17 protein-coding genes are annotated in these 21,671 nt (G+C 63.8%); 11 read left to right on the forward strand and 6 right to left on the reverse strand.

All coding sequences use genetic code 11. The features are described from left to right. Positions 1-86: 86 nt before the first annotated feature. From AC2VNO_RS05410 to AC2VNO_RS05420, 3 genes are all read left to right on the forward strand, one after another. Positions 87-1,826 (forward strand): peptidoglycan DD-metalloendopeptidase family protein, encoded by a 1,740-nt coding sequence (locus AC2VNO_RS05410; protein WP_486933181.1) that lies wholly within the window; start codon positions 87-89, stop codon positions 1,824-1,826. 89 nt (positions 1,827-1,915) lie between these two features. Continuing rightward, positions 1,916-3,775 carry an ABC transporter ATP-binding protein gene (locus AC2VNO_RS05415; protein WP_486933203.1) on the forward strand — a complete coding sequence of 620 codons (1,860 nt, stop codon included), beginning with the start codon at positions 1,916-1,918 and terminating at the stop codon, positions 3,773-3,775. 331 nt (positions 3,776-4,106) lie between these two features. Next, a complete protein-coding gene (locus tag AC2VNO_RS05420) occupies positions 4,107-4,379 on the forward strand; it encodes a hypothetical protein (RefSeq protein ID WP_486933182.1) in 273 nt (90 codons plus the stop codon). A gap of 49 nt (positions 4,380-4,428) precedes the next feature. Here AC2VNO_RS05420 and AC2VNO_RS05425 read toward each other — a convergent pair whose 3' ends face one another. Next, positions 4,429-6,057, reverse strand: coding sequence for a L,D-transpeptidase family protein (locus AC2VNO_RS05425; protein WP_486933183.1), 1,629 nt, complete (start codon positions 6,055-6,057; stop codon positions 4,429-4,431). 167 nt (positions 6,058-6,224) lie between these two features. On the opposite strand from AC2VNO_RS05425, the gene AC2VNO_RS05430 reads away from it, so the two are divergent. The 6 genes from AC2VNO_RS05430 (at position 6,225) to AC2VNO_RS05455 (ending at position 13,369) form a co-directional block, all read left to right on the forward strand. After that, positions 6,225-6,962, forward strand: a complete 738-nt coding sequence (locus tag AC2VNO_RS05430) for a murein L,D-transpeptidase catalytic domain family protein (RefSeq protein ID WP_486933184.1) — start codon at positions 6,225-6,227, stop codon at positions 6,960-6,962. A 295-nt stretch (positions 6,963-7,257) separates the two neighbouring features. After that, the gene (locus AC2VNO_RS05435) at positions 7,258-8,610 is read left to right on the forward strand and encodes an MFS transporter (RefSeq protein WP_486933185.1); all 1,353 of its coding nucleotides are present in this window, start codon (positions 7,258-7,260) and stop codon (positions 8,608-8,610) included. A gap of 93 nt (positions 8,611-8,703) precedes the next feature. Then, positions 8,704-9,993: a nitrate- and nitrite sensing domain-containing protein gene (locus AC2VNO_RS05440; RefSeq protein WP_486933186.1), complete on the forward strand. Its 1,290-nt coding sequence runs from the start codon at positions 8,704-8,706 to the stop codon at positions 9,991-9,993. Between the two features lie 324 nt (positions 9,994-10,317). Beyond that, positions 10,318-11,619, forward strand: coding sequence for a CmpA/NrtA family ABC transporter substrate-binding protein (locus AC2VNO_RS05445; protein WP_486933187.1), 1,302 nt, complete (start codon positions 10,318-10,320; stop codon positions 11,617-11,619). A 35-nt stretch (positions 11,620-11,654) separates the two neighbouring features. Next, positions 11,655-12,509, forward strand: coding sequence for a nitrate ABC transporter permease (gene ntrB, locus AC2VNO_RS05450; protein WP_486933188.1), 855 nt, complete (start codon positions 11,655-11,657; stop codon positions 12,507-12,509). A gap of 11 nt (positions 12,510-12,520) precedes the next feature. Continuing rightward, positions 12,521-13,369, forward strand: coding sequence for an ABC transporter ATP-binding protein (locus tag AC2VNO_RS05455; protein ID WP_486933189.1), 849 nt, complete (start codon positions 12,521-12,523; stop codon positions 13,367-13,369). Positions 13,370-13,420: 51 nt separating this feature from the next. Here the strand turns inward: AC2VNO_RS05455 and AC2VNO_RS05460 are convergent, their stop codons facing one another. The 4 genes from AC2VNO_RS05460 to AC2VNO_RS05475 are packed head-to-tail and all read right to left on the reverse strand — an operon-like array spanning position 13,421 to position 18,106. Beyond that, positions 13,421-13,783 (reverse strand): AtuA-related protein, encoded by a 363-nt coding sequence (locus AC2VNO_RS05460; RefSeq protein WP_486933190.1) that lies wholly within the window; start codon positions 13,781-13,783, stop codon positions 13,421-13,423. Further along, positions 13,770-15,188 carry an acyclic terpene utilization AtuA family protein gene (locus AC2VNO_RS05465; protein WP_486933191.1) on the reverse strand — a complete coding sequence of 473 codons (1,419 nt, stop codon included), beginning with the start codon at positions 15,186-15,188 and terminating at the stop codon, positions 13,770-13,772. The genes AC2VNO_RS05460 and AC2VNO_RS05465 overlap by 14 nt, the downstream gene beginning before the upstream one ends. Continuing rightward, positions 15,185-17,113, reverse strand: coding sequence for a TRAP transporter permease (locus AC2VNO_RS05470; RefSeq protein ID WP_486933192.1), 1,929 nt, complete (start codon positions 17,111-17,113; stop codon positions 15,185-15,187). Before AC2VNO_RS05470 ends, AC2VNO_RS05465 begins: the two co-directional genes overlap by 4 nt. Positions 17,114-17,131: 18 nt before the next feature. Continuing rightward, complete coding sequence (locus AC2VNO_RS05475; RefSeq protein WP_486933193.1) at positions 17,132-18,106, reverse strand: TAXI family TRAP transporter solute-binding subunit; 975 nt, start codon at positions 18,104-18,106, stop codon at positions 17,132-17,134. A gap of 131 nt (positions 18,107-18,237) precedes the next feature. Here AC2VNO_RS05475 and AC2VNO_RS05480 point away from each other — a divergent pair, with 131 nt between their 5' ends. Then, positions 18,238-19,137: a LysR substrate-binding domain-containing protein gene (locus AC2VNO_RS05480; protein WP_486933194.1), complete on the forward strand. Its 900-nt coding sequence runs from the start codon at positions 18,238-18,240 to the stop codon at positions 19,135-19,137. Positions 19,138-19,193: 56 nt separating this feature from the next. Then, positions 19,194-20,306, forward strand: a complete 1,113-nt coding sequence (locus AC2VNO_RS05485) for a histone deacetylase family protein (RefSeq protein ID WP_486933195.1) — start codon at positions 19,194-19,196, stop codon at positions 20,304-20,306. Here the strand turns inward: AC2VNO_RS05485 and AC2VNO_RS05490 are convergent. Beyond that, positions 20,300-21,589, reverse strand: coding sequence for a phospholipase D-like domain-containing protein (locus AC2VNO_RS05490; protein WP_486933196.1), 1,290 nt, complete (start codon positions 21,587-21,589; stop codon positions 20,300-20,302). The two genes, AC2VNO_RS05485 and AC2VNO_RS05490, sit on opposite strands and share 7 nt — an antisense overlap. Positions 21,590-21,671 lie beyond the last annotated feature (82 nt).

A 21,671-nucleotide genomic window follows, 5' to 3' on the forward strand; every position in this document is an offset into this window, starting at 1 on the left:
GTACAGTCTAGGCAGGCCATATATCATGGGTTAAGGTTCCCCGTGCCTTTTTTTATTCTTGTCATCTTTTTATATGGCCGATACACATGTTGCGAATCCTTCATTCGCTGCCCCGTACGCATAAGTTATTGCTGCTACCTGTTGCCACCATGGTGACCGTACTGGGCGCGCAAAAGATTGTTACCCTCGTCGAGAATACTCAGCGTCAAGGGCAAATTCCCGAAACCGTACTCTTTCCGCTTTCTCCCGAGGCCCAGCCCGGCCTCCCCGCTCTCAACAGCGAACGTTATTCTGTCGCCGATGCCATCGAAATCGCCACCCAAGCCATCGACGCCACGCGAGACTACATCCCGCTATCCCAGCTCAGACCCAGCGAAATCATCGATCTTTCCGGCGTCGCTCTGGCCCAGGCCGAGCCGGCACCAATGGCCGCACCGACCCCAGCTCCCACCGCTGTCGAGCTCGATACCGCTACCCTGACTGACGACAGCGGTATCGAACTGACAACGGAAATCGATTCCGGCGCACTGCACATGGCTCTGGTGATCGGCACCCTGGCCAACGGGATGCTCGACGATACCTTCACCGACGACGAAGCCCTGGCCGCCGATGCCACCTCCTATGAGGACTATCCGGACGAGGAGCTGACGCTGTTCGCCGACGGCCCCCTCCACTTCGATCTGGAAGTCGCGGCGGCCGAGCCCTTCGTGCCGGAGTGGCGTACCTACACCATTCAGCAGGGCGATACCTTCGCCGTGCTGGCTCAGAACGAACTCGGCCTCGGCTACAGCGAAGCGATGCGCCTTCTCGACAGCCTGCCCGACAAGCGTCTGCTGACCAACTGGCGGGTAGGCAACACCTTCGAGTATCAGCTCGACGAACAGGATCGGCTGCAGGCCATGCGCGTCATGCGCAATGCTCGCGAAGGTTTCATGCTCGAGCGCGACGAAGACGGTTTCGACGTCGCCACCATCGAGCGTGCCGGCGAAGCCACCCAGCGCCTGTTCGCCGGCAGCGTGAGCGGCAGCTTTGCCCGCTCGGCCCAGGCCACCGGCCTTTCCAGCACCGAAGTGGCCCAGGTCACGCGCCTGCTGGAGAAGAAGCTCGACTTCCGTCGTGACACTCGCCGCGGCGATGAATTCCAGGTACTGGTCGAATCCGACATCATCGATGGCACCAGCTTCGACTCCCGTGTACTGGCTATCCATTACCAGGGCGCGCGCATGGACCTGACCCTGGTGCGCAACGGCAGCGACAACAATTTCTACACCCCGGACGGCCAGAGCCTCGATCCTGCCTTCGCCCGCTACCCGTTCGAGGGTAGCTACCGCATGAGTTCCGGTTTCAATCCGCGCCGCACTCACCCGGTGACCGGACGCGTCAGCCCCCACCGCGGCACCGACTGGGCGATGCCCATCGGCACACCGATCGTCGCACCGGCCGACGGCCGCGTCGAGAAAGTGGGCAATCACCCCGTGGCAGGCCGCTACATCGTGGTTCGCCACGACAACGGCTACCGCACGCGCTATCTCCACCTTTCACGGGCCATCGTGAATCGCGGCGACCGCGTCACCATGGGTGAGCGCATTGCTCTCTCCGGCAACACCGGACGCAGTACCGGGCCTCACCTGCACTATGAGGTAATCGTCAACAACAACGCCGTGGATGCCTTGAAGGTGGACCTGCCCGAGAGCAAAAGCCTCGAAGGCGAGCGCCTGATGGCCTTCCAGCGCGAGGCGGAGCCGTTGCTCGCCGTACTGCGCTCCGGCCAGACCGGCCCGGTGGTGGCCCAAGCATCGGTCGACAGCGAAAGCGACGACGACTGATCGAGAATCGCCAAACAACGGTACGATGAACGACGCCCTGCTCTCGAGCAGGGCGTCGTCTCTTGAACGGAGCCTTTACCCACCCGACCATGCGCCGCACCACTCCCGTACCCGTGCCGCCCAACGGCAGCCGTCTGGCCGCCTTCTTCGGCGTATTCCGCTACAGCCGTCGGGCGCTGGCCCTGGTGTGGCAAACCTCTCGTACGCTCACCCTGGGTTTGGCGATCTGCACGCTCATTGCAGGCGTACTGCCGGCGGTCGCCGCCTGGATCGGCCAGCTGATCGTCGATGGCGTAGTCGAAGCCATGGCCTATCACCGGGAGACAGGAGCCGCACTGACCCTGGAGAGCGCCTGGCCGGTGCTGCGCTACGTGCTGGCAGAAGCCGCTGTGATTGCCGCTATCGCGCTGGCACAGCGCGGACTGGCGGCACAGCAGTCACTGCTGAGAGCGCTGCTGGGGCAGAAGGTCAACGTCATGATCCTGGAGAAGGCAGGCAGCCTATCGCTCGCTCAATTCGAGGACTCGGAGTTCTACGACAAGCTGACCCGGGCCCGCCGTGAGGCATCGATTCGACCGTTGGGGCTGGTCAACAAGACCTTCTCGCTGCTACAGAACGCCATCTCTCTGGTCAGCTTCGGCGTACTGCTGGTGCAGTTTTCGCCCTGGGCGATCCTGATTCTGGTGATAGGCGCCCTGCCGGTATTCGTCTCCGAGGCCAAGTTCTCCGGCGACGCCTTCCGCCTGTTCCGCTGGCGTTCGCCCCACACTCGCATGCAGATGTATCTGGAAACCGTGCTGGCGCGCGAGGACAGCATCAAGGAGGTCAAGCTGTTCGGGCTGGAGCCGCTCCTGCTCGAGCGCTACCGCAAGATCTTCGAGACCCTTTACGGCGAGGACCGCCGGCTGACCCTTCGTCGCGAGACCTGGGGCTTCCTGCTCGGCCTGCTGGGCACGCTGGCGTTCTACGGCGCCTATGCCTGGGTAGTGGTGGAGACGGTTTCCGGCACGTTGACCCTGGGCGAGATGACCATGTACCTGATGGTATTCAAGCAGGGCCAGGCGGCGCTCTCCGCCAGTCTCACCTCGATCAGCGGCATGTACGAGGACAATCTCTACCTGTCGAATCTCTACGAATACCTGGAGCAGCCGGTGGCTCCCGAAGCCGGCCGCCTCACTCAAGGTGCCCAGCCCGGCGACGGCATTCGTTTCGAACAGGTAGGCTTTCGCTACCCCGGCGCCGAGCAGCCTGCGCTGCGAGACATTTCGCTGCACGTGGCTCCCGGCCAGAGTCTGGCCCTGGTCGGTGCCAACGGCTCCGGCAAGACCACGCTGATCAAGCTGCTGACCCGCCTTTACGTTCCCAGCAGCGGCCGTATTCTGCTCGACGGCAGCGACTTGAATGAATGGGACGTTGCCACCCTGCGGCGACGGATCGGCGTGATCTTTCAGGATTTCGTGCGCTATCAGCTCAAGGTCGGTGAGAACCTCGGTGCCGGCGACGTCGAGGCCTTCGCCGATGAAGCGCGCTGGCAGGAGGCCGCCGAGCGCGGCCTGGCCGATGAATTCATCCGCAACATGCCCGGTGGCTACCACACCCAGCTTGGCCGCTGGTTCAAAGGCGGCCAGGAGCTCTCCGGCGGACAGTGGCAGAAGATCGCCCTGGCGCGAGCCTACATGCGCGAGAGCGCCGACATCCTCGTGCTCGATGAACCCACGGCCGCCATGGACGCCGCCGCCGAAGCTGCCGTGTACGCCGACTTCCGTGAGCATCGTCGCGACAAGATGACCATTCTCATCTCGCATCGCTTCTCCACCGTGCGCGCCACCGACCAGATCCTCGTGATCGACGACGGGGAAGTCATCGAGCGCGGCGACCACGACAGCCTGATGGCCCAGAACGGTCGCTATGCCCGGCTCTTCCGGCTGCAGGCCGAGGGTTATCGCTAAGGGCGGACAATCTCGCCTCCATCCGTTGACGCTTGTTGAGCGATTGGCTATAAGAAAAGAGTCGCATCGTCGATGCGGCGCACAACCCAACACCCATACATCATCCAGAGAAGCGTTCCTCATGCGCTGGCTAACCTCAGGCAATCAGGCAAATTGGCAGCATCGCGTATTTCATAACGCGATGCGCACCCGTTTGCTGCTGCCGTGGGCCGGCCGTCGAATCGACGACACCTGAAGGACGCTGGCCGCGGCACTTGTCGCGGCCAAGCCAGTTCGTCTTCTCGCTTTCCCCGCACAAGTTCCCGGCCTCCAGATCAAGGAGACCGAGATCATGGCTGTACTAACCACCACCCGTCGTCTGCTGCGTGCCATATGCGCCCACTATGCCGGCCGTCGTCGCGACGCCTCGCTACGCGACTGTGACCCGCGCATGCTCAAGGATATCGGCCTGCGCTGGGAGCGCGGCAAGCTGGTCGCGCTCCATCCGGATCGGTTCGCCAACGCCAAGCCCATGGAAGCGGCAGCCGATACCTTACGCAGCACCTCTGCTGCAGCGGCCTTCGCTGACGACTCATGTCCACACTGCGGGAGCAAACTGACGTAGCCCGGGCCCCGGCCACAGGAAGTGGCCGGGGCTTCTCCCCGCCCGTTGGTTACAGTGCCAACGGTCGATCCAGCTCGCGCAGCAGCTCGGCGTCACGCTCGTAGATATCGGGGCGGAACGAGAGCATGCCGTCGTCGTCCGGATTGACGGTCCAGTAGTGCAGGATGACCGGCATGCGGTTGGCGAGCGAAACGTTGCGCGTCTCACCGCTGTCGATTCGCGCCCCGATGTCCTGGTCGCTGTCGGTATCGTCGAAGAGCAGCTGAGCCAGTTCACGAATGTTCTCGACGCGGATGCAGCCGGAGCTGAATGCGCGCTGATGACGAGAGAAATTCCCTTGGGCAGGGGTATCGTGGAGATAGACCATGTGATTGTTGGGAAAGCGGATGACAAGCTGACCCAAGGCATTCCGCGGCCCCGGCGCTTGGCGCAACACGATGTTGCCGGGGTTGTCCCAGTCGACTTTCCAGGGATCGAGAGGCTGGCCGGAACGGTTCAGCACCTGGATTCGCTCACGCCAGAGGTAGCCGAGATCGCGACGCACCGCAGGCAGCACGTCCTGACGCAGGATAGTGGGCGGAATCGTCCAGGTCGGATTGACGGTCATATGGGTAATGTCGGAGCGCAGCGAGGGCGTGCGCCGATAGGGTTGACCCACTACGATTCGCGAGCGCCAGATGTCGCCGTCAGGGCGATAATAGCTGAGCTGGTAGCCGGCGATGTCCACCAGCACGTAGGCATCGGGCAGGCCGTGCAGCAGCCAGCGGGCCCGCTCCATGTTCAGCCTGATCTGATCGACACGTCGCTCGACCGACACATTCAGCTCTGCCAGCGTCTGGCGCCCCACGATTCCGTCGGGCTCAAGCAGATGACGCCTTTGGAAGCGTTTCACTGCCGCTTCGAGCTTCTCGTCGTAGCGGCGCGGGTCGGAAACCTCACGCTGCGCACCGGCGGAAGCATCAACGTCGCTCGCCCTCTCTTCTAGCTCGCCCTCCACGGCCAAACGTTCACGCAGGAGCTCCACGTCGTCATCGGTGTCGCCGGGGCGAAGGGCACTGTCCCGTTCCGGCAGACGCTGCCAGCCACCCTGACGCTCGATGGCACGATAGCGGGCCAGCCCGTCACGCAGACGCTGATAGGGCGTATAGGGCGGGCGAGCTTCGTCGAGGATGCGGCCGAGCTGCTGCCGTTCCACCGCGTCGGCAATTGCCGCGAGATCCAGATCAGGCGCCTCGACTGGCACTTCCCAGTCGGCATCCAGCGCGTGGGGATCGACCTTGCCCCGCTGAAGATGCTTGAGCGAGGTCAGCAGCATCTGGCTGGCCAACAGGTCGAAGCGAGCCAGCTGCGCATTGTCGGCCTCGCCCTCTTGCACGGCACGATACTGCGCCTGGATGTCCTCGGGAAGATAGTCCGCGGGCGTCAGACCATCCTCTTCCAAAGCATGAAGCGTTGAAAGCAGTTCGTCGACACTGCCCTCTTGCTGCCACAGCGGCCGATAATCACGCTGCGCATAAAATTCCTGCAGCGCGTCGCTCTCATCGGCCAGCAGCCGCGAGATTTCGGCGTCGAACTCTCCGCTATCGGCATCGACCTGCGGCGGTCGAACCTCTGCCCAAGCGCCCGGCAGCGTGCCCAGCACCAACAGCACTGCGCCCATCCATGTAATACCCCGCATCTATCGCTCCTGCTTCGTTGATGACCGGTCTGGCCTTCCTGGCCTCTCACTTCATAATAGTGGCTGGTTAGCACCAGCGAGCCAGCCTATTTCATTACATTCTTTCATACTCGTTTACGCACCGACTTTTGCCAATCGGCGCGACGGACTTTCCAGGGCATTTCTCCATGCGAACGCTACTGTCTTCTTTTCTCCCCTTGCCGACCCTCGCCGCCGCTCTGCTCGCCACTCTGCCCGCCACTCTGCCCACCGCCCATGCCGGCGGCTTCATGGCTCAGGCAGGGCTGGTTTTTTCGGCCGCCGCGCCACTCGGACAAACCTTGCAGCGCCTGGCCCCCGGCGCCGACTCCCATGTGCTCGAGCTTGCCGCCAACGCCCTGGCCTGTGCCGAGCCCGATGCGGAGCGCCTCGCCGTCATCGACTTTTCCCGCTCTTCCAGCGAGCCTCGCCTGTGGGTCTTCGACCTGGCGCGAGAACAGCTGATGTTCGAAGAGCTGGTCTCGCACGGCCGCGGTTCGGGCGACGCCGAAGCTACCGTGTTCTCCAATACGCCGGAGAGTTATCAGTCGAGCCTGGGGCTGTTTCGCACCATGAACAGCTACTACGGCCGCAACGGCTATTCGCTGCGCCTGGAGGGCCTGGAGGCTGGCGTCAACGACCTGGCCTATCAGCGCGCCATCGTCATCCATGGGGCCGACTACGTCAGTGAAGCATTCATCCGCAAGACCGGACGCCTGGGACGAAGCCACGGCTGCCCTGCGGTACGCCAGGAGGTGACCTACCCGCTGATCGACAGTCTCAAGGAGGATCATTATCTCTTCGCCTACTACCCCGATCCCGAGTGGCTGGAAAGCTCGGCGTTTCTTCGCTGCGACAGGGCTGAAGCTCAGTTGGCGATGTACTGATCCCCCTTCGCCAGCCCGCCGCCCCCTGCGGCACCAGCAGGGGGCAAACGCCTTCCGCACTGCACCATCACGGAACCGCCGACAGGCGGCCCAACGCCTCCATAGTGGTTAATTCAAAAACTAAGCAACTGAATAACAAAGACAAGATAGAAAAGTGGCAGATCTGTTGCTTGATACAGATCAATGCCGGGTAGGCGTAGACCAGGCTTCCAGGAGGAAGTACGAGTGCGTCAGACCTGACCTTCAACGGAGAAGGGCGAACGCTTGAATCGACAATCCGTATGAGGTCACTCCCATGGAAATTCTCAACAAGGCGAACCGCATTCGTCTCTTGAGCCTGAGCACGCCTCAGATGCGTGCCTTCCATTTCTCCTGGTTCGCTTTCCACATCTGCTTCTTCGGCTGGTTCGGCATCGCTCCCTTGATGGCGGTGGTGCGCGAAGATCTGGCCCTGACCCAAACCCAGATCGGCAACACCATCATCGCGTCGGTGGCCATCACCGTGATCGTTCGCCTGTTGATCGGCGTGCTGTGCGATCGGATCGGCCCGCGCAAGACCTACACCGGCCTGCTGATACTCGGCTCGTTTCCGGTGATCAGTATCGCTTTCGCCAATAGCTTCGAGACCTTTCTGCTGGCACGTCTGGCCATCGGCGCCATCGGTGCCTCCTTCGTGATCACCCAATACCACACCACCATGATGTTCGCTCCCAATGTGGTGGGCACGGCCAACGCGACCAGCGCCGGCTGGGGCAACCTGGGTGGCGGTACCACGCAAATCGTGATGCCGCTGATTTTCTCCGGCTTGTTGATGCTGGGCGTCAGCGAGACGCTGGGCTGGCGTCTGGCCATGGTAGTGCCCGGCGTGGTGATGTTCTTTACCGGTATCGGCTACTGGCTGTTCACGCAGGATGCGCCCAACGGCAACTTCGATGAGCTGCGCGAACGCGGCGAGCTGCCACCGGCCGGCGGCGAGAACGGTGCCGGCAAGAGTTTCCTCGCCGCCGCCAAGGACATTCGGGTATGGGCGCTGTTCGTGGTCTATGCCATCTGTTTCGGGGTCGAGCTGACCATCAACAACATCGCCGCCATCTACTTCTTCGACCATTTCGATCTGACGCTGGCCACCGCCGGCATGATCGCCGGGCTGTTCGGGCTGATGAACGTCTTCGCCCGCACCATGGGCGGCATCTTCTCCGACCTGTTCGCCAAGAACGGCGGGCTCAAGGGCCGGGTACGCTGGCTGTTCATCGCGCTGATCTGTGAAGGGCTTGCCCTGGTGGCCTTCTCGCAGATGCACGTGCTCTCCTACGCCATCGGCATGATGCTGGTCTTCAGCCTGTTCGTGCAGATGGCCGAAGGCGCCACCTACGGGGTGGTCCCGTTCATCAACAAGAAGGCCTTGGGCGCTGTGGCGGGAATCGTCGGTGCCGGGGGCAACGTGGGGGCCGTAGCCGCCGCTTTCCTGTTTCGCAGTGAAGCCATTACCTACCAGCAGGGCCTGTTCTATCTAGGGTTGGTGGTACTGGTACTGGCCTCCTGTGCGCTGCTGGTGCGCTTCAGCGACGAAGTGGAAGCGGTCGAAGCGGAAGCCTACCGCGATGCCGTAGGTGAGGATACCGGCGCCGGCGCGCTGTCGCTGCGCTGATCGCAGGTGTCGTAGCAGTTGGCTGCCACGACGCTTGCCCAATCTGGCCGCCGCCCTCGAGGCGGCGGTCATCGTGTGAGCATGAGGTGAACCATGACACCTGCCGAACGCCTGCTACTGGCAGCCAAACGCTGCGAAATCGACGATCTCGAACACCTCACCGCCGCCTGCGACATCGTCGGCGACATCAGCCGTTTCGTCCATGCCCTGCAAAAGGAGCGCGGCGCCTCGAACGTCTATCTGGCCTCACAGGGCCGGCGCTTCGCCGAGCGTCGTCACGAGCGTATCGCAGAGTGCCTGGAAACCGAGCGGGCGTTGTGGACCAGCCTCGAAGCCTTGGGCGATACCGCCGGGCGTCCTGCCACCAACGCCCGCCTGCTCAAGCGCATCGCCTTCGTCTGGCATGCACTCGACGGGCTGCAAACGCTGCGCAGCGCGATCGAAGCCCTGCAGACCAGTCCGGATAACGCAACGCAGTCCTATAACCAGCTGATCAGTGCACTGCTATCGGTCGTGTTCGAGGTGGCCGATACCGCCGGCGACCCTGAGGTCACGCTCGCTCTGGTGGCCATCTTTCACCTCATGCAAGGCAAGGAACTGGCCGGCCAGGAGCGTGCCTGCGGCGCCGCCGGCTTCACCTCCGGAGAGTTCGACGATGCCCACCGCCAGCTGCTGCTGCATCTGATCGACGCCCAGCAGCGCTGCTTCGATATCTGTCTCGAGTTCACCACTGCACAGGGTCGTCAGCAGTGGCAGCACGAAATGCCCGCCCGCACTCTGGCCGGTATCCAGCAGCTGCGCGAAATGGCCTGCGGCGACACGACGCTGCCAGAGAGCGCCACTACCCTGGGCGAAACCTGGTACGAACTGACCACCCGCCGTATCGACGCCATGCAGCGAGTGGAGGCCTACCTGATTGGTGAGCTGTCGAGCCTGTGCCTGGCCAAGACGCTCGACGCCCGCCGCAGCCTGTCCTGCCAGGGCGAGCTGGGCAAACAGCTGGACGAGGCTTCGCCGGGGGTCTGCCAGCAGTTGGTGGAGCTATTCGGGGGCAGCGCCACCCAGGAGCTTGGCGAGGTAACCGCCCGCGTGGTGGGCTCTTCACTCAACCGCTCGCTGGTAGAGTTGATGCGCGCCCAGGCTGGCCGCCTGGAGAGCCTGAGCGACGAGCTGGAAAACACACGCCGGGCGCTGCGCGAGCGGAAGCTGATCGAGCGCGCCAAGGGGGTGATCATGACGCACCGGCAAATGACCGAAGAGCAGGCCTATGCCTTCTTGCGCAAGATGGCAATGGATCAGAGCAAGGGTATGGCCGAGATCGCCCAGACCTTACTCGGCCTGTCCGACATTCTCGCGCCACCAGCGCTGAAAGCGACACCGTAGCGCCCGTCACGAGCGCGAACGGCAATGGTGCAATGCACAACCGTGACGCACCTTCAGGGCGCTCAGCACGACGAACGGGAAATTGACTCGAATCACGCAAAGCAATTCAATTTTTTGATTTATTTATAGTTTTTAAACAAAACAGGCGCAATGGCACCCAAGCTGCAATGGCTGATCGTCCGCTGAGTCAACGACGGTTCAGCGCTTCCATGCAGCATCAGGACCAGACAACGGCGTCTGCCCGGATTCCCATGACATCGTCATGCGAATCAGGGCAGGCGCCGTTTTTTCTCTTGGTCAGCCACTTTCTCTGGGAGCCATACAATGAACAAGACACGCAAGGGCCATACACTCGACCGCCGCCGTTTTCTCAAGCAGACAGCCAGCCTCGTGGGCGGTACCGCCCTGCTCGGCAGCCTACCGGCCAGCTGGGCCTTCGCCAGCGGCAACCCGGAAACCACCTCGGCCAAGCTCGGCTTCATTGCCCTGACCGATGCCGCTCCGCTGTTCGTCGCGGTGGAGAAAGGTTTCTTCGCCGCCCACGGCATGAGCGACGTGGAGGTACTCAAGCAGTCCTCCTGGGGCACCACCCGGGACAACCTGGTGCTCGGCTCGCAGCGCAACGGCATCGACGGCGCCCACATTCTCACGCCCATGCCCTACCTGATGAGCGCCGGCGCCATTACCCCGAACAACCGGCCGGTGCCCATGAGCGTCCTGGCGCGTCTCAATCTCAACGGCCAGTGTATTTCGGTCGGCAGCGAGCATGCCGACCTCGAGGTGCGTCTCGATACCAGCGAGTTCGCCCAGGCGATCGCCGCCAAACGTAGCGGCGGCGACGCAGTGAACGCCGCCATGACCTTCCCCGGCGGTACCCACGACATGTGGATTCGCTACTGGATGGCTGCCGGCGGCATCGACCCGAATCGGGACATCTCCACCATTACCGTGCCCCCCGCGCAGATGGTGGCCAACATGCGTGTCGGCAGCATGGACACCTTCTGCGTCTGTGAGCCGTGGAACCATCAGCTGATCAATCAGGGCATCGGCTACACCGCCAACACCACCGGCGAGCTGTGGAACGACCATCCCGAGAAGGCGTTTGCCATGCGCTCCGACTATGTCGAAGCCAACCCCAACGCCACCAAGGCACTGATGATGGCGATCATGGAGGCGCAGATGTGGTGTGAAGACCCGGCCAACCACGAGGAGATGGCTCAGATCTGCTCCCGTCGGCGCTGGATCCATGCCCCCTATGCCGACCTCATCGATCGCATTCAGGGCAACTTCGATTTCGGCACCGGCCTGGTGATCGAGGACCATCCGCAGATGATGCGCTACTGGAAGCATCATGCCTCCTACCCGTTCAAGAGCCACGACCTGTGGTTTCTCACCGAGAACAAGCGCTGGGGCTACCTGCCCCAGGATTTCGACAGCCAGGCGCTTATCGAGCAGGTCAATCGTGAGGATTTGTGGCGTGAAGCGGCCGCGGCCCTCGGCATCGACGCCGCCGACATTCCCGACTCCACCTCACGCGGCGTGGAAACCTTCTTCGACGGCAAGACTTTCGATCCCGAAGACCCCCAGGCCTATCTCGACAGCCTCGAGATCAAGCGGCTCGCCTGAAGCGCCAACGCACCGCATAGGAAGGAGACAGTATCATGAGCACAGTGCAACGTAGCGACAGCATGTCCCGCTCGGCCCGGCTCGGCTGGGTTCCCGACCTCAGCAGCCTGCAGCACATGCTGATTCAGAAGGTAGTGCCACCGGTGGTCATCATGGCCTTGTTGGTCGCGGTATGGGAGATCCTCTGCTCGACCCCGGGCGCCGCCTTGCCGGCCCCTTCACAGGTGCTGCGCGATACCTGGGATCTGATCGTCAATCCCTTCTACGACTACGGCGGCAACGACGTGGGCATGGCTTGGCAGATCCTCGCCAGCCTCGAGCGGGTGGCGTATGGCTACTCACTGGCGGTGGTCGCCGGTATCAGCCTGGGCGTGCTGGTCGGCCAATCGACCTGGGCCATGCGCGGCCTCGACCCGGTGTTCCAGGTGCTGCGCACCGTTCCGCCGCTGGCCTGGCTGCCGATCTCGCTGGCCGGCTTCCAGGACAGCGCTCCCTCGGCGATCTTCGTGATCTTCATCACCGCCATCTGGCCGATCATCATCAACACCTCGGTGGGGGTACGCATCATCCCCGAGGACTACCGCAACGTGGCCCGGGTGCTGCGCCTCAACGGCTATGAGTACTTCACCCGCATCATGCTGCCCGCCGCCGCCCCGTACATCTTCTCGGGGCTACGCATCGGCGTCGGCCTGTCGTGGCTGGCCATCGTCGCCGCCGAGATGCTGATCGGCGGCGTGGGTATCGGCTTCTTCATCTGGGACGCCTGGAACGCCTCGATGATCAGCGACATCGTGCTCGCCCTGATCTACGTCGGCATCGTCGGCTTCGCCCTCGACCGCCTGGTCGCCTTCATCGGCAATCGCGTCACCCGCGGCACCGCCCAAGGCTGAGGAGAAAGAACATGAGCAACCGTTATCTGAGCATCGAGAACGTCGACATGACCTTCCATGGCAAGGGGGTGGAAACCCAGGTGCTCAAGAGCATCGACCTGACCGTGGAGCGTGGCGAATACATCTCCATCATCGGCCACTCCGGCTGCGGCAAGTCCACCCTGCTCAACATCGTCGCCGGGCTCATCGAATCCACTTCCGGTGCGGTGATCCTCGACGGCAAGGAAGTCAACTCGCCGGGGCCCGACCGCAGCGTGGTGTTCCAGAACCACTCGCTGCTGCCCTGGCTCACCGTCTATGAGAACGTGGCCCTGGCGGTGAACAAGACCTGTGCGCGCACCAAGAACAAGGCCGAGCGCCACGAGTGGATCGTCAAGAATCTGGAGATGGTGGGCATGGGCCATGCGCTGGCCAAGCGCCCGGCGGAGATTTCCGGTGGCATGAAACAGCGCGTGGGCATCGCCCGAGCACTCGCCATGGAGCCCAAGGTGCTGCTCCTCGACGAACCCTTCGGCGCACTCGACGCCCTGACCCGGGCTCACCTGCAGGAGGAGGTGATGCGCATTCAGGACGAACTGGGCAACACCGTGATCATGATCACCCACGACGTCGACGAGGCGGTGCTGCTCTCGGACCGCATCGTGATGATGACCAACGGTCCCTCGGCGCGCATCGGCGAGATACTCGATATCGACCTGCCACGCCCCCGCGACCGCATCGCCCTGGCCGACGACCCGCGCTACAACCACTACCGCCAGGAAGTGCTGCGTTTCCTCTACGAGAAGCAGCGCAAGGTGGAAAGCCTGGCCCAGCGGCGCAGCGCCGCCAAGCAGCAGAACAAGGTCAAGGCCCAGGCATAGTGCTGGATGAAGTGACATCGGGCCACCTACGGGTGGCCTTTTTCTTGGTCGTCACTTGCCCTCGAGCGTTACGCTCATGCCCAGCAGCAAATAAGAGAGCGTCTTGCCGTGGCCATCCAGGTTCAGTGCCCCGTTGACGCCACCCTGCAGCACGTCGTCGATCACCAGATTCATCCCCGAAAGGCTCGGCATCAGGTAGCGGCGAACGCCGCTGGCGCCGCGGTGCGCGAACAGCGTCAGCACTCGCTCCTCGGTGACCTGCTCGACCAGCGTTTCGTAGTGGCGAGGGTCGTAGGCGAAAAGCGCCAGATTGAGCCGGTCGCCCTTGTCGCCGGCACGGGCATGGGCCAGGCGATGAAGGGGCATCGAGCCCTCCACAGGGCTTGCGCCCAGGTTCGCTTCAACGTGTGCCATGGGCAACTCTCCTTTCGTTGGCCATCTTCGTCTCGAAAAGAGTGGTATCGAACAGCGTGGCGAAGGCTTCCACGTCGCTGCGTTTGACCAGGTAGGAAGCCGTGCATACCCGCCGCTGGAACTGGCGACGCACCCCCCCGCCCCCTGCCGGGCCGGCGCAGTAGAGCGCCAACAGCTCCTGGGTGGCACGTTCCACCCAGCGCCGCTCGGCGTGCTCCACGGCCAGTCGCAGGCGGTAGTCGCCGCCGGCCGGGGATGGCGCCGTACGCTGCAGGTCGCCGGCGTCGCTGTCGAAAACGCTGGCGTGCCCGACGATATCCAGCCGCGAGCGCAGCTCGGGCGGCGCCCGGAACGTCAGCCGCTCGCGCAAAATCTCGGCAGCCAATTGCGCCCGTGCCAGCGCATTGGGCCCGGCGTAGGAAATTTCCGCCTCGCCCTGCCAACCGCCTTCGTAGCACACGGTGGTCTTGAACCGTTGCGGCGCAGGCTTGCCGCGAATGCCGCTTACCGCCACCCGGTCGGGTCCGATCTCCTCCACCCGCACGGCGGAAAGATCCACCACCACGTCGGGCGTCAGGTAGTTGGCCGGGTCGTGCACCTCGTAGAGCAGCTGCTCCTTGACCGTACGCTCGGTGACCATGCCACCGGTTCCGGCGGGCTTGGTCACTACCAGGCTGCCATCCTCTTCCACTTCGATGATCGGATAGCCGACTCGCGCCAGGCCCGGCACATCCTTGCAGCCGGGGTCGGCAAAGTAGCCCCCGCTGACCTGGGCGCCGCACTCACCCAGATGACCGGCCATCATGCCGGCGGCCAGGCGGTCCCAGTCGTTCCAGGCCCAGCCGAAATGGTGCACCAGAGGCGCCAGGAATAGCGCCGGGTCGGCCACCCGGCCGGAAACCACTACCTCGGCGCCGAGTTCGAGCGCCTCGACCAGGGGCGCCGCCCCCAGATACACGTTGGCCGAAATCAGCGCCTCCTCGCCCGGCAGCTCGCGACTCTCCGCCTCCCAGCGCCGCAAGTCCAGCTCACCGAGGCGGGCGCGAATGTCGTCGCCGTGGACCCGGCCGATGTTGACGTCACCCCGCCCGCCGCTTGCGGCCAGCTCCGCCACCACCCGGCAGGCGCCGTCCGGGTTGGCCGCACCGAAGTTACCCAGAATGGCGATGCCGTGGCGCAGGCAGTCGTCGAGTACCGGCGAGAGCAGCTCTTCCAGTAGCGGCTCGTAGCCCGCCGCAGGGTCGTCACGCATGGCGCGATGGGCTGCCGCCAGGGTGCGCTCTCCCAGGGTCTCAAAGAGCAAGGCGGCAGGCTGACCGCGGCGGATCAGCTCGGCCACCACCGGAATGGCCGCATCGGTACGATCGCCGGAGAAGCCGGCCCCGCTGCCCAACAGGAAGGTCATGAGTGGGTCTCCTTGGCAGGCATGGTTGGGGCGCTCGATGTCTTCCCGGCGTATGTCTTCTCGCAGTTTGTCTCGGCAGTCAGGCGCTGGCGGCGCCGGGCGTAGAGTGCCACCAGTACGAGCAGCGCACCGGCCGTCGTCAGCCAGCCGGGGATGAGCGCCAGACCCACCACCAGTACGAGCCCCGCGATATCGAGCAGCCGGTTGCCGGTGATCGCCACTCGCGACATCAGCGAGGCGAAGGCGAGCACGAAGACCACGCCCTGGGAGCTGGCCAGCAGAATATCGACCGCACTGCCGAAACCCGCCAGGGCCGGATAGATCAGCAGCAGGAACGGAATCACGTAGATCGCCGCCGCCAGGCGCACCGCCTCCCCCGCTGCCGGCAGCCAATTGGTCCCGGCGATGCCCGCCGCAACGAATACCGCCACGCACACCGGCGGCGTGATCACCGACAGGGTGGCGAAGTAGAACACGAACAGATGGGCGATCAGCGGCTCGACGCCGATGGTGGTGAGCGCCGGCGCCAGCACCGAGGCCACCAGCACGTAGGCCGCCGTAGTCGGAATGCCCATGCCCAGGATCAGACACACGCCGCCGACGATGAAGGCCACCAGGAACAGCGACTCACCGCCCACATTGACGATCAGGCTGGCCAGGGTCACGCCGATACCGGTCATGCCGATCATTGCCACCAGCATCTGCGCCCCGGCCAGCAGAACGCCGATGATCACCATGCCCTTGCCGGCGTCGATCAGCCCCGCAAGCAGCTTGCCGGCGATCTCGCGCAGCGGCCTGCGCGCCAGCAAGGCGAAGGGCACGAAGGTCAGCACCGTCATCAGAATGCCGTAGAAGGCCGACATCTGGATCGAGCGTCCCGACAGCACGCCGTAGAAGAGCCCGCCCAGCGCAGCCAGGATCGGAATGATCCGTTCCGGACGCAGCACCTCGGGCCAGCTCGGCAGCTCATCATCGGGCACCACCTGCAGGTTGCGCCGCCGTGCCACCAGATGAATGGTCAGGAACACGCCGAGATAGAAGAGGATCGCCGGCAGCAGCGCAGCGAGTGCGATACGCAGGTAACTCTCACCGAGGATCTCGGCCATGATGAAGGCCGCGGCGCCCAGGATCGGCGGCGCGATCTGGCCACCGGTGGAAGCCACCGCCTCCACCCCCGAAGCGAAGGGTGCCGGGTACTTGAGCCGCTTCATCATCGGAATGGTGAAGTTGCCTGTCGTCGCCACGTTGGCCACGGCGCTGCCGCTGACCATGCCGAACAGCCCCGAGGCCACGGTGGCCACCTTGGCGGCACCGCCCGGCGAGCGACCGCTGATGCGCAGCGCCAGGTCCATGAAGGTCTGGCCGCCGCCGGTGTGCAGCAGCAGGCAGCCGAACAGCACGAAGGCGGCAATGGTGGTGGCGGCCACGCCCACCAGCATGCCCCACACCCCCAGATCGCCGAGATAGAGCGTTTCGGTGATGTAGAAGAGGTCGAAGCCGCGATGCCCCAGCGGCCCGGGAATGGCCGCCCCGAGCCAGGCATAGGCCAGCCCCGCCAGCACCAGCAGCGGGAAGATCACACCGATGGCGCGCCGGGAGAGCTCCAGTACCGCCACCAGCAGCACGCCGGTGAACAGCATGTCCCGCGGCGTGGCCCAGGGCAGCTCGACGAGAATCCGCTCATGGTTCGTCGCCACGTAGCCGCAGGCCAGCACCACGCCGACGGCAAGCGTCAGGTCGACGCCAAGCCCCAGCGGGCGCCAGCGCTTGCCGGCACCCAGCGGATAGAGCGTGAACCCCAGCAGGATTACCAGCGCAAGAAAGATACTCCGCTGAACCAGACTCTCGAAGGGGCCGGTCGCCGAGGTGTAGAGGATCAGCCCCCCCAGTGCGAGGGCCAGCAGCTTGGTCATATGCTCGCGCATGGCAATCACCTTCGAGGGTTATTCGACGGGCCGCAGGGAATCGGGAATCTCGAGTCCTTGCTCCTCGAAGTAGCGCGCCGCGCCGGCATGCAGCGGTACGGTGCCGACCTCCAGGGTCATCTGTGCCAGGTCCGCATCACGCACGGCAGAGAAGGCGTTGGCCTGAGGCTCGGGGTTTTCCATCACCGCCTTGACGATGCGGTAGGCGGTCTCCTCGTCGAGGTCCGGGTGAGCGTGCACCGCTACGCCGAAGGCCCAGGTGGTATAGGCCGCAATGCCGTCGCCGGCACCTTCGGGTACGTCGACGATAGCGATATCGGGCATTTCTTCACGCAGCGTATCGGCCTGCTCGTCGGTGAGCGAGATCACGCTGATCGGGGTGAAGGTGGCGATATCCATGCTCGAGCCGTCGAGCCGGTTGCCGACCCCTGACTTGGCCGAACCCATCACCCGGCCATCCTTCATCGCATCGACGATGTCGGTGGTGGAACCGCGTACGTAGTCGGGCGAGATGCCCAGGGTGCGCATCACCGCCTCGGTGGTCTTCTCGGTGGCAGAGCCGGTGATACCGGGATTGAAGCGTACGCCTTCGAGATCATCTAGCGTCGAGACGCCGGCATCCTGGCGCATCACCACGTTCTGGGGCGCCACGGTGTAGACCCACAGCAGGCGGCTATCAACCGGGCGTCCGTCGAAATCCTCCTGGCCGGCATAGGCGTGGTAGCCGGTATTGGTGGTGACCAGGCCCATATCGATCTGGTTGCGGCCCAGACGACGCAGGTTGTCGACGGTGGCACCGGTTTCGGCGACCGAGGCGCTCACGCCCTCGACCTGGCTGTTGATGATCTGATTGACGGCAACGAAGTAGCCGTAGTGGCTCGACGAACTGGACGTCGAACCGATCAGCAGGCGCTCGTTGGCCTGTGCCATGCCCGCAGTGAGGAAGGCAGCGCCGGCGGCGGCCGCCAGCAACGTCTTGAGAGTTGGCTTCATGAGTGGCTCCTTGGCCCGGCTTAGCGGGCTTGTTCTTGTCGTAGCGAATGTGGGTTTCCCCATGAAGCAGCTTGGAGAGACGCATTAATTTTGTATATTGAATTGTTTTTAAAATGTGTTTTACTTTTTAAATGAAGCCCAACATAAAACAGCTGCAAGCCTTCGTCGCCGTGGCCCAGTCGAGCAGCCTGGCCGAAGCCAGTGAGCGCATTCACCTTTCCCAGCCGGCAATCTCCATTGCCCTGCGCAAGCTGGAAGAGGCGGTAGGCGGTGCACTGTTCTCGCGTACCACACGGCAGTTGGCCCTGACACCCGAGGGAAAGGCCTTCCTGCCGGTAGCCGTCAGGCTTCTCAATGACTGGTCGGAAGCGTTCGAGGATCTGGGGGAACGTTTTTCAAAGCAGCGCGGCAAGGTCACCGTGGCAGCCCTGCCTACCCTGGCGGCGGGGCTGCTGCCGGGCATGATCGCCACCTTTCGCGCCCGCTATCCGCGTATCAACCTGAGCCTGCACGACGTGCTGGCCGAACAGGTCAGCCAGATGGTGCGCGAGGGCCGCGCCGACCTGGGCCTTTCCGTGGCTCCGCACGATACCGAGGAGCTCTCCTTCGAGCCGATCCTGGTGGATCGCTACGTGGCGGTCTGCCCTCATGGCCACCCGTTGCTCGAGCAGCAGAGGGTGGCTTGGGCGCAACTGGCCGGTCACCCCTTCATCGGCATCAGCCGTCTTTCGAGTTCGCGTCAGGACATCGACCGCATCATGGCCGACGTGGGAACACCGCTGGACATTCTCTGCGACGCCAGCCAGATCGCCACCGTGGGCCGCATGGTCGCCGCCGGGCTGGGCATCAGCGTGCTGCCTGAGTTGAGCTTCAGGCAGATCGCCACCGACGGTATCGACTACCGTCCGTTGACGGCACCCGAGGTCGAACGGCCGCTAGGTATCGTCATGCGCCACCGTCACCCGCTTTCAGCCGCCGCCGCAGCGCTGCGCGAGCTGCTTCAGGAGCAGGCCCGGGATTCACGCGGCTAGCTGCCTCAGTAGGCACTATGCTGGGAAAGAACCCTGACCCAGCTCTGGAGCAGCAAGTGGCCGAACCCAACAGCGTAATCGCCTTCTATGACGAGCGAGTTCTCAACCACCAGCCCGACTCCGACGCACCTTTCCTACCCGGCCGCATGGACCGACGAGTGCGCGAGCTACTCTCGGCACTCAAGGTTCCCTGGGTGTACCCGGAACATGCCGGAAGGCTAACTGCCATTCATCATTTGCTGGAACTCGAACCGGTGCCCGGTGTTGCCTTCGAAACGGGAAAGGCAGCCACCCGCGAGCAGTTGGGTCGCGTCCATACCAGCTCCTACCTGGACCATGTGTTTGATCTGCGCGGCCAGAATGCCTGGCTCGATGTCGACACCACCGCCGTCTCTCCCGGCAGCGTCGATGCAGCGGAGGTCGCCGCCGGCACGACCATCGCCGCGGTGGAAGCCGTCATGCAGGGACGCAGCCAAAGCGCCTTCGCCCTGGTGCGCCCTCCCGGCCACCACGCCGAGCCCGTCCGCGCCCGCGGCTTCTGCCTGTTCAACAACGTGGCGGTGGCTGCGGCCCATGCCAGGGCCGAGCTTGGCTGCGAGCGTGTTTTGATCGTCGACTGGGACGCCCATCACGCCAACGGCACCCAGGACATCTTCTGGGCCGACCCCGACGTGATGCTGTTCGATATTCATCGCGGCTCGCCCTTCTATCCCGGCTCCGGCAATCTCGAGGATGTCGGTGTAGGCCTAGGGGAAGGTACTACCATCAATGTGCCCATGCCTGCAGGAGCAGGCGACCGGGCCTACCTCCAAGCCTTCGAGGAGATCCTAATCCCCGCTGCGGACTGGTTCCAACCGGACCTGATCCTGGTCTCGGCCGGCTTCGACCCCCACCCGTTCGATCTTGCGCTCAACGTCTCCTACGAGGGTTTTGCCGCCATGACGAGCATGCTGCAGAGGCTGGCCAAACGGCACTGCGAAGGACGTCTGGTCTTCGTGCTGGAAGGCGGCTATCACCTGCTCTCGCTGTCACGCGGGGTGAGAACGGTACTGGAGGTCCTGGCCGGCGCAGCCGCCCCCGAGCCCGGGTTCATCGGCGTTGCCGAAGCCAGGGCAGCGGCGGACTTTCACCGTCGCGCCTTCGTCGCCGGTGACCCCGACGCTCAATAATGTGCCCCGGCGATCATGCTCACCCGCCCCGCCAGCCGTTTGTGCCAGGGCCGCTCCTCCCAGCGTTCCAGGGTATAGCGGTCGGCGGCGTCCAGGTCCTCTTCGACCAGGCCGCGCACGTAGCGGGCGAAGGCCTCATCATAGACGTTGAGGTTGCCCTCCTTGTTGATGCGAAACGAGCGGTTGTCGATGTTGGTGGAGCCGATGCTGGCCCAGCGGTCGTCGACGCTGATCAGCTTGGCGTGATACATGGCCGGCTGGTACTCATAGATCTCTACGCCCGCTTCCAGCATCGGCCCCCAGCGATTGATGGAAGCCTGCCGAACGAAGCCGTAGTCGATGCTATCGCCAGGTAGCAGGATACGCACTTCTACGCCGCGCCTGGCGGCCTCGGCCAGCGCATCGAGGGAGCTTGGGTCGGGGTAGAAATAGGCCGAGGAGATCGTGATGCGCTCCTGGGCAGCAGCGACTGCATACTTGAACATCATGCGGATGCGGTGCATGCCTTCACGGGGCTTGCTGCTGACCATCTGCATGGCCAGATTGCCCTGGGGTTCGAGCTCGGGGAAGTAGGCATCGCCATGCAGCAACTCACCGCTCGCCTCAAGCCAGACTTCTGCGAATGCGGCCTGCATGTTGCCTACCACGGGGCCGGTGACGCGGAAGTGATGGTCACGGTAGCCCGGTTCGTCATCCTCGGGTAGCCAGCTGTCGGTCACGTTGGCACCGCCGGTGAAGCCGATCTCACCATCGACCAGCAATAGCTTGCGGTGGGTTCGGTGGTTGAACTGGGGTAATTGGTACCAGGCCGGCTCACGCCAGCGGATCACGTCGACACCGGCCTCTTCCATGCGCTCGAGGTGCTCCTCCTCGGCCGGCATGGAGCCTACGTAATCGAGCAGTGCACGCACCCTCACGCCCCGCTCTGCCGCCTCGGACAAGGCATCGGCAAACGCCGCCGCCGCCTCGTCGCCGAAGAACTCGAAAACTTCGAAGTTAATGGTGCTCTGCGCCGCCTCGATCGCCTCGAGCTTGGCGGCGTAGATGGCTTCGCCACCCTCGATATGCTCGATGGCATTGCCCGCGACGATGGGGTGGGGAAGGATGTGCTGCAGCGATCTGACGAAGCGCGGGTCGCCGACACCGTAATCGACCACCACAGGCTCGACCAGGCGCTTGGGCTTGGGGGTGGCATTGGAAAGTATGACGCCGCCTATCGCAAACAGAATTGCGACCACCAGCGCAGTCGCACCGATCAGCCTGATTTTGATCCTTCGCTTCAAAGCGGCTCCTTTTCTCACTTTTCTTCGCTCTACATACCCTAGCAAACTTAGCCTCCCGCCGGCTTTCCTTTGCCCCCCCTCG

The organism is Halomonas sp. TH-94 (genome assembly GCF_057473365.1).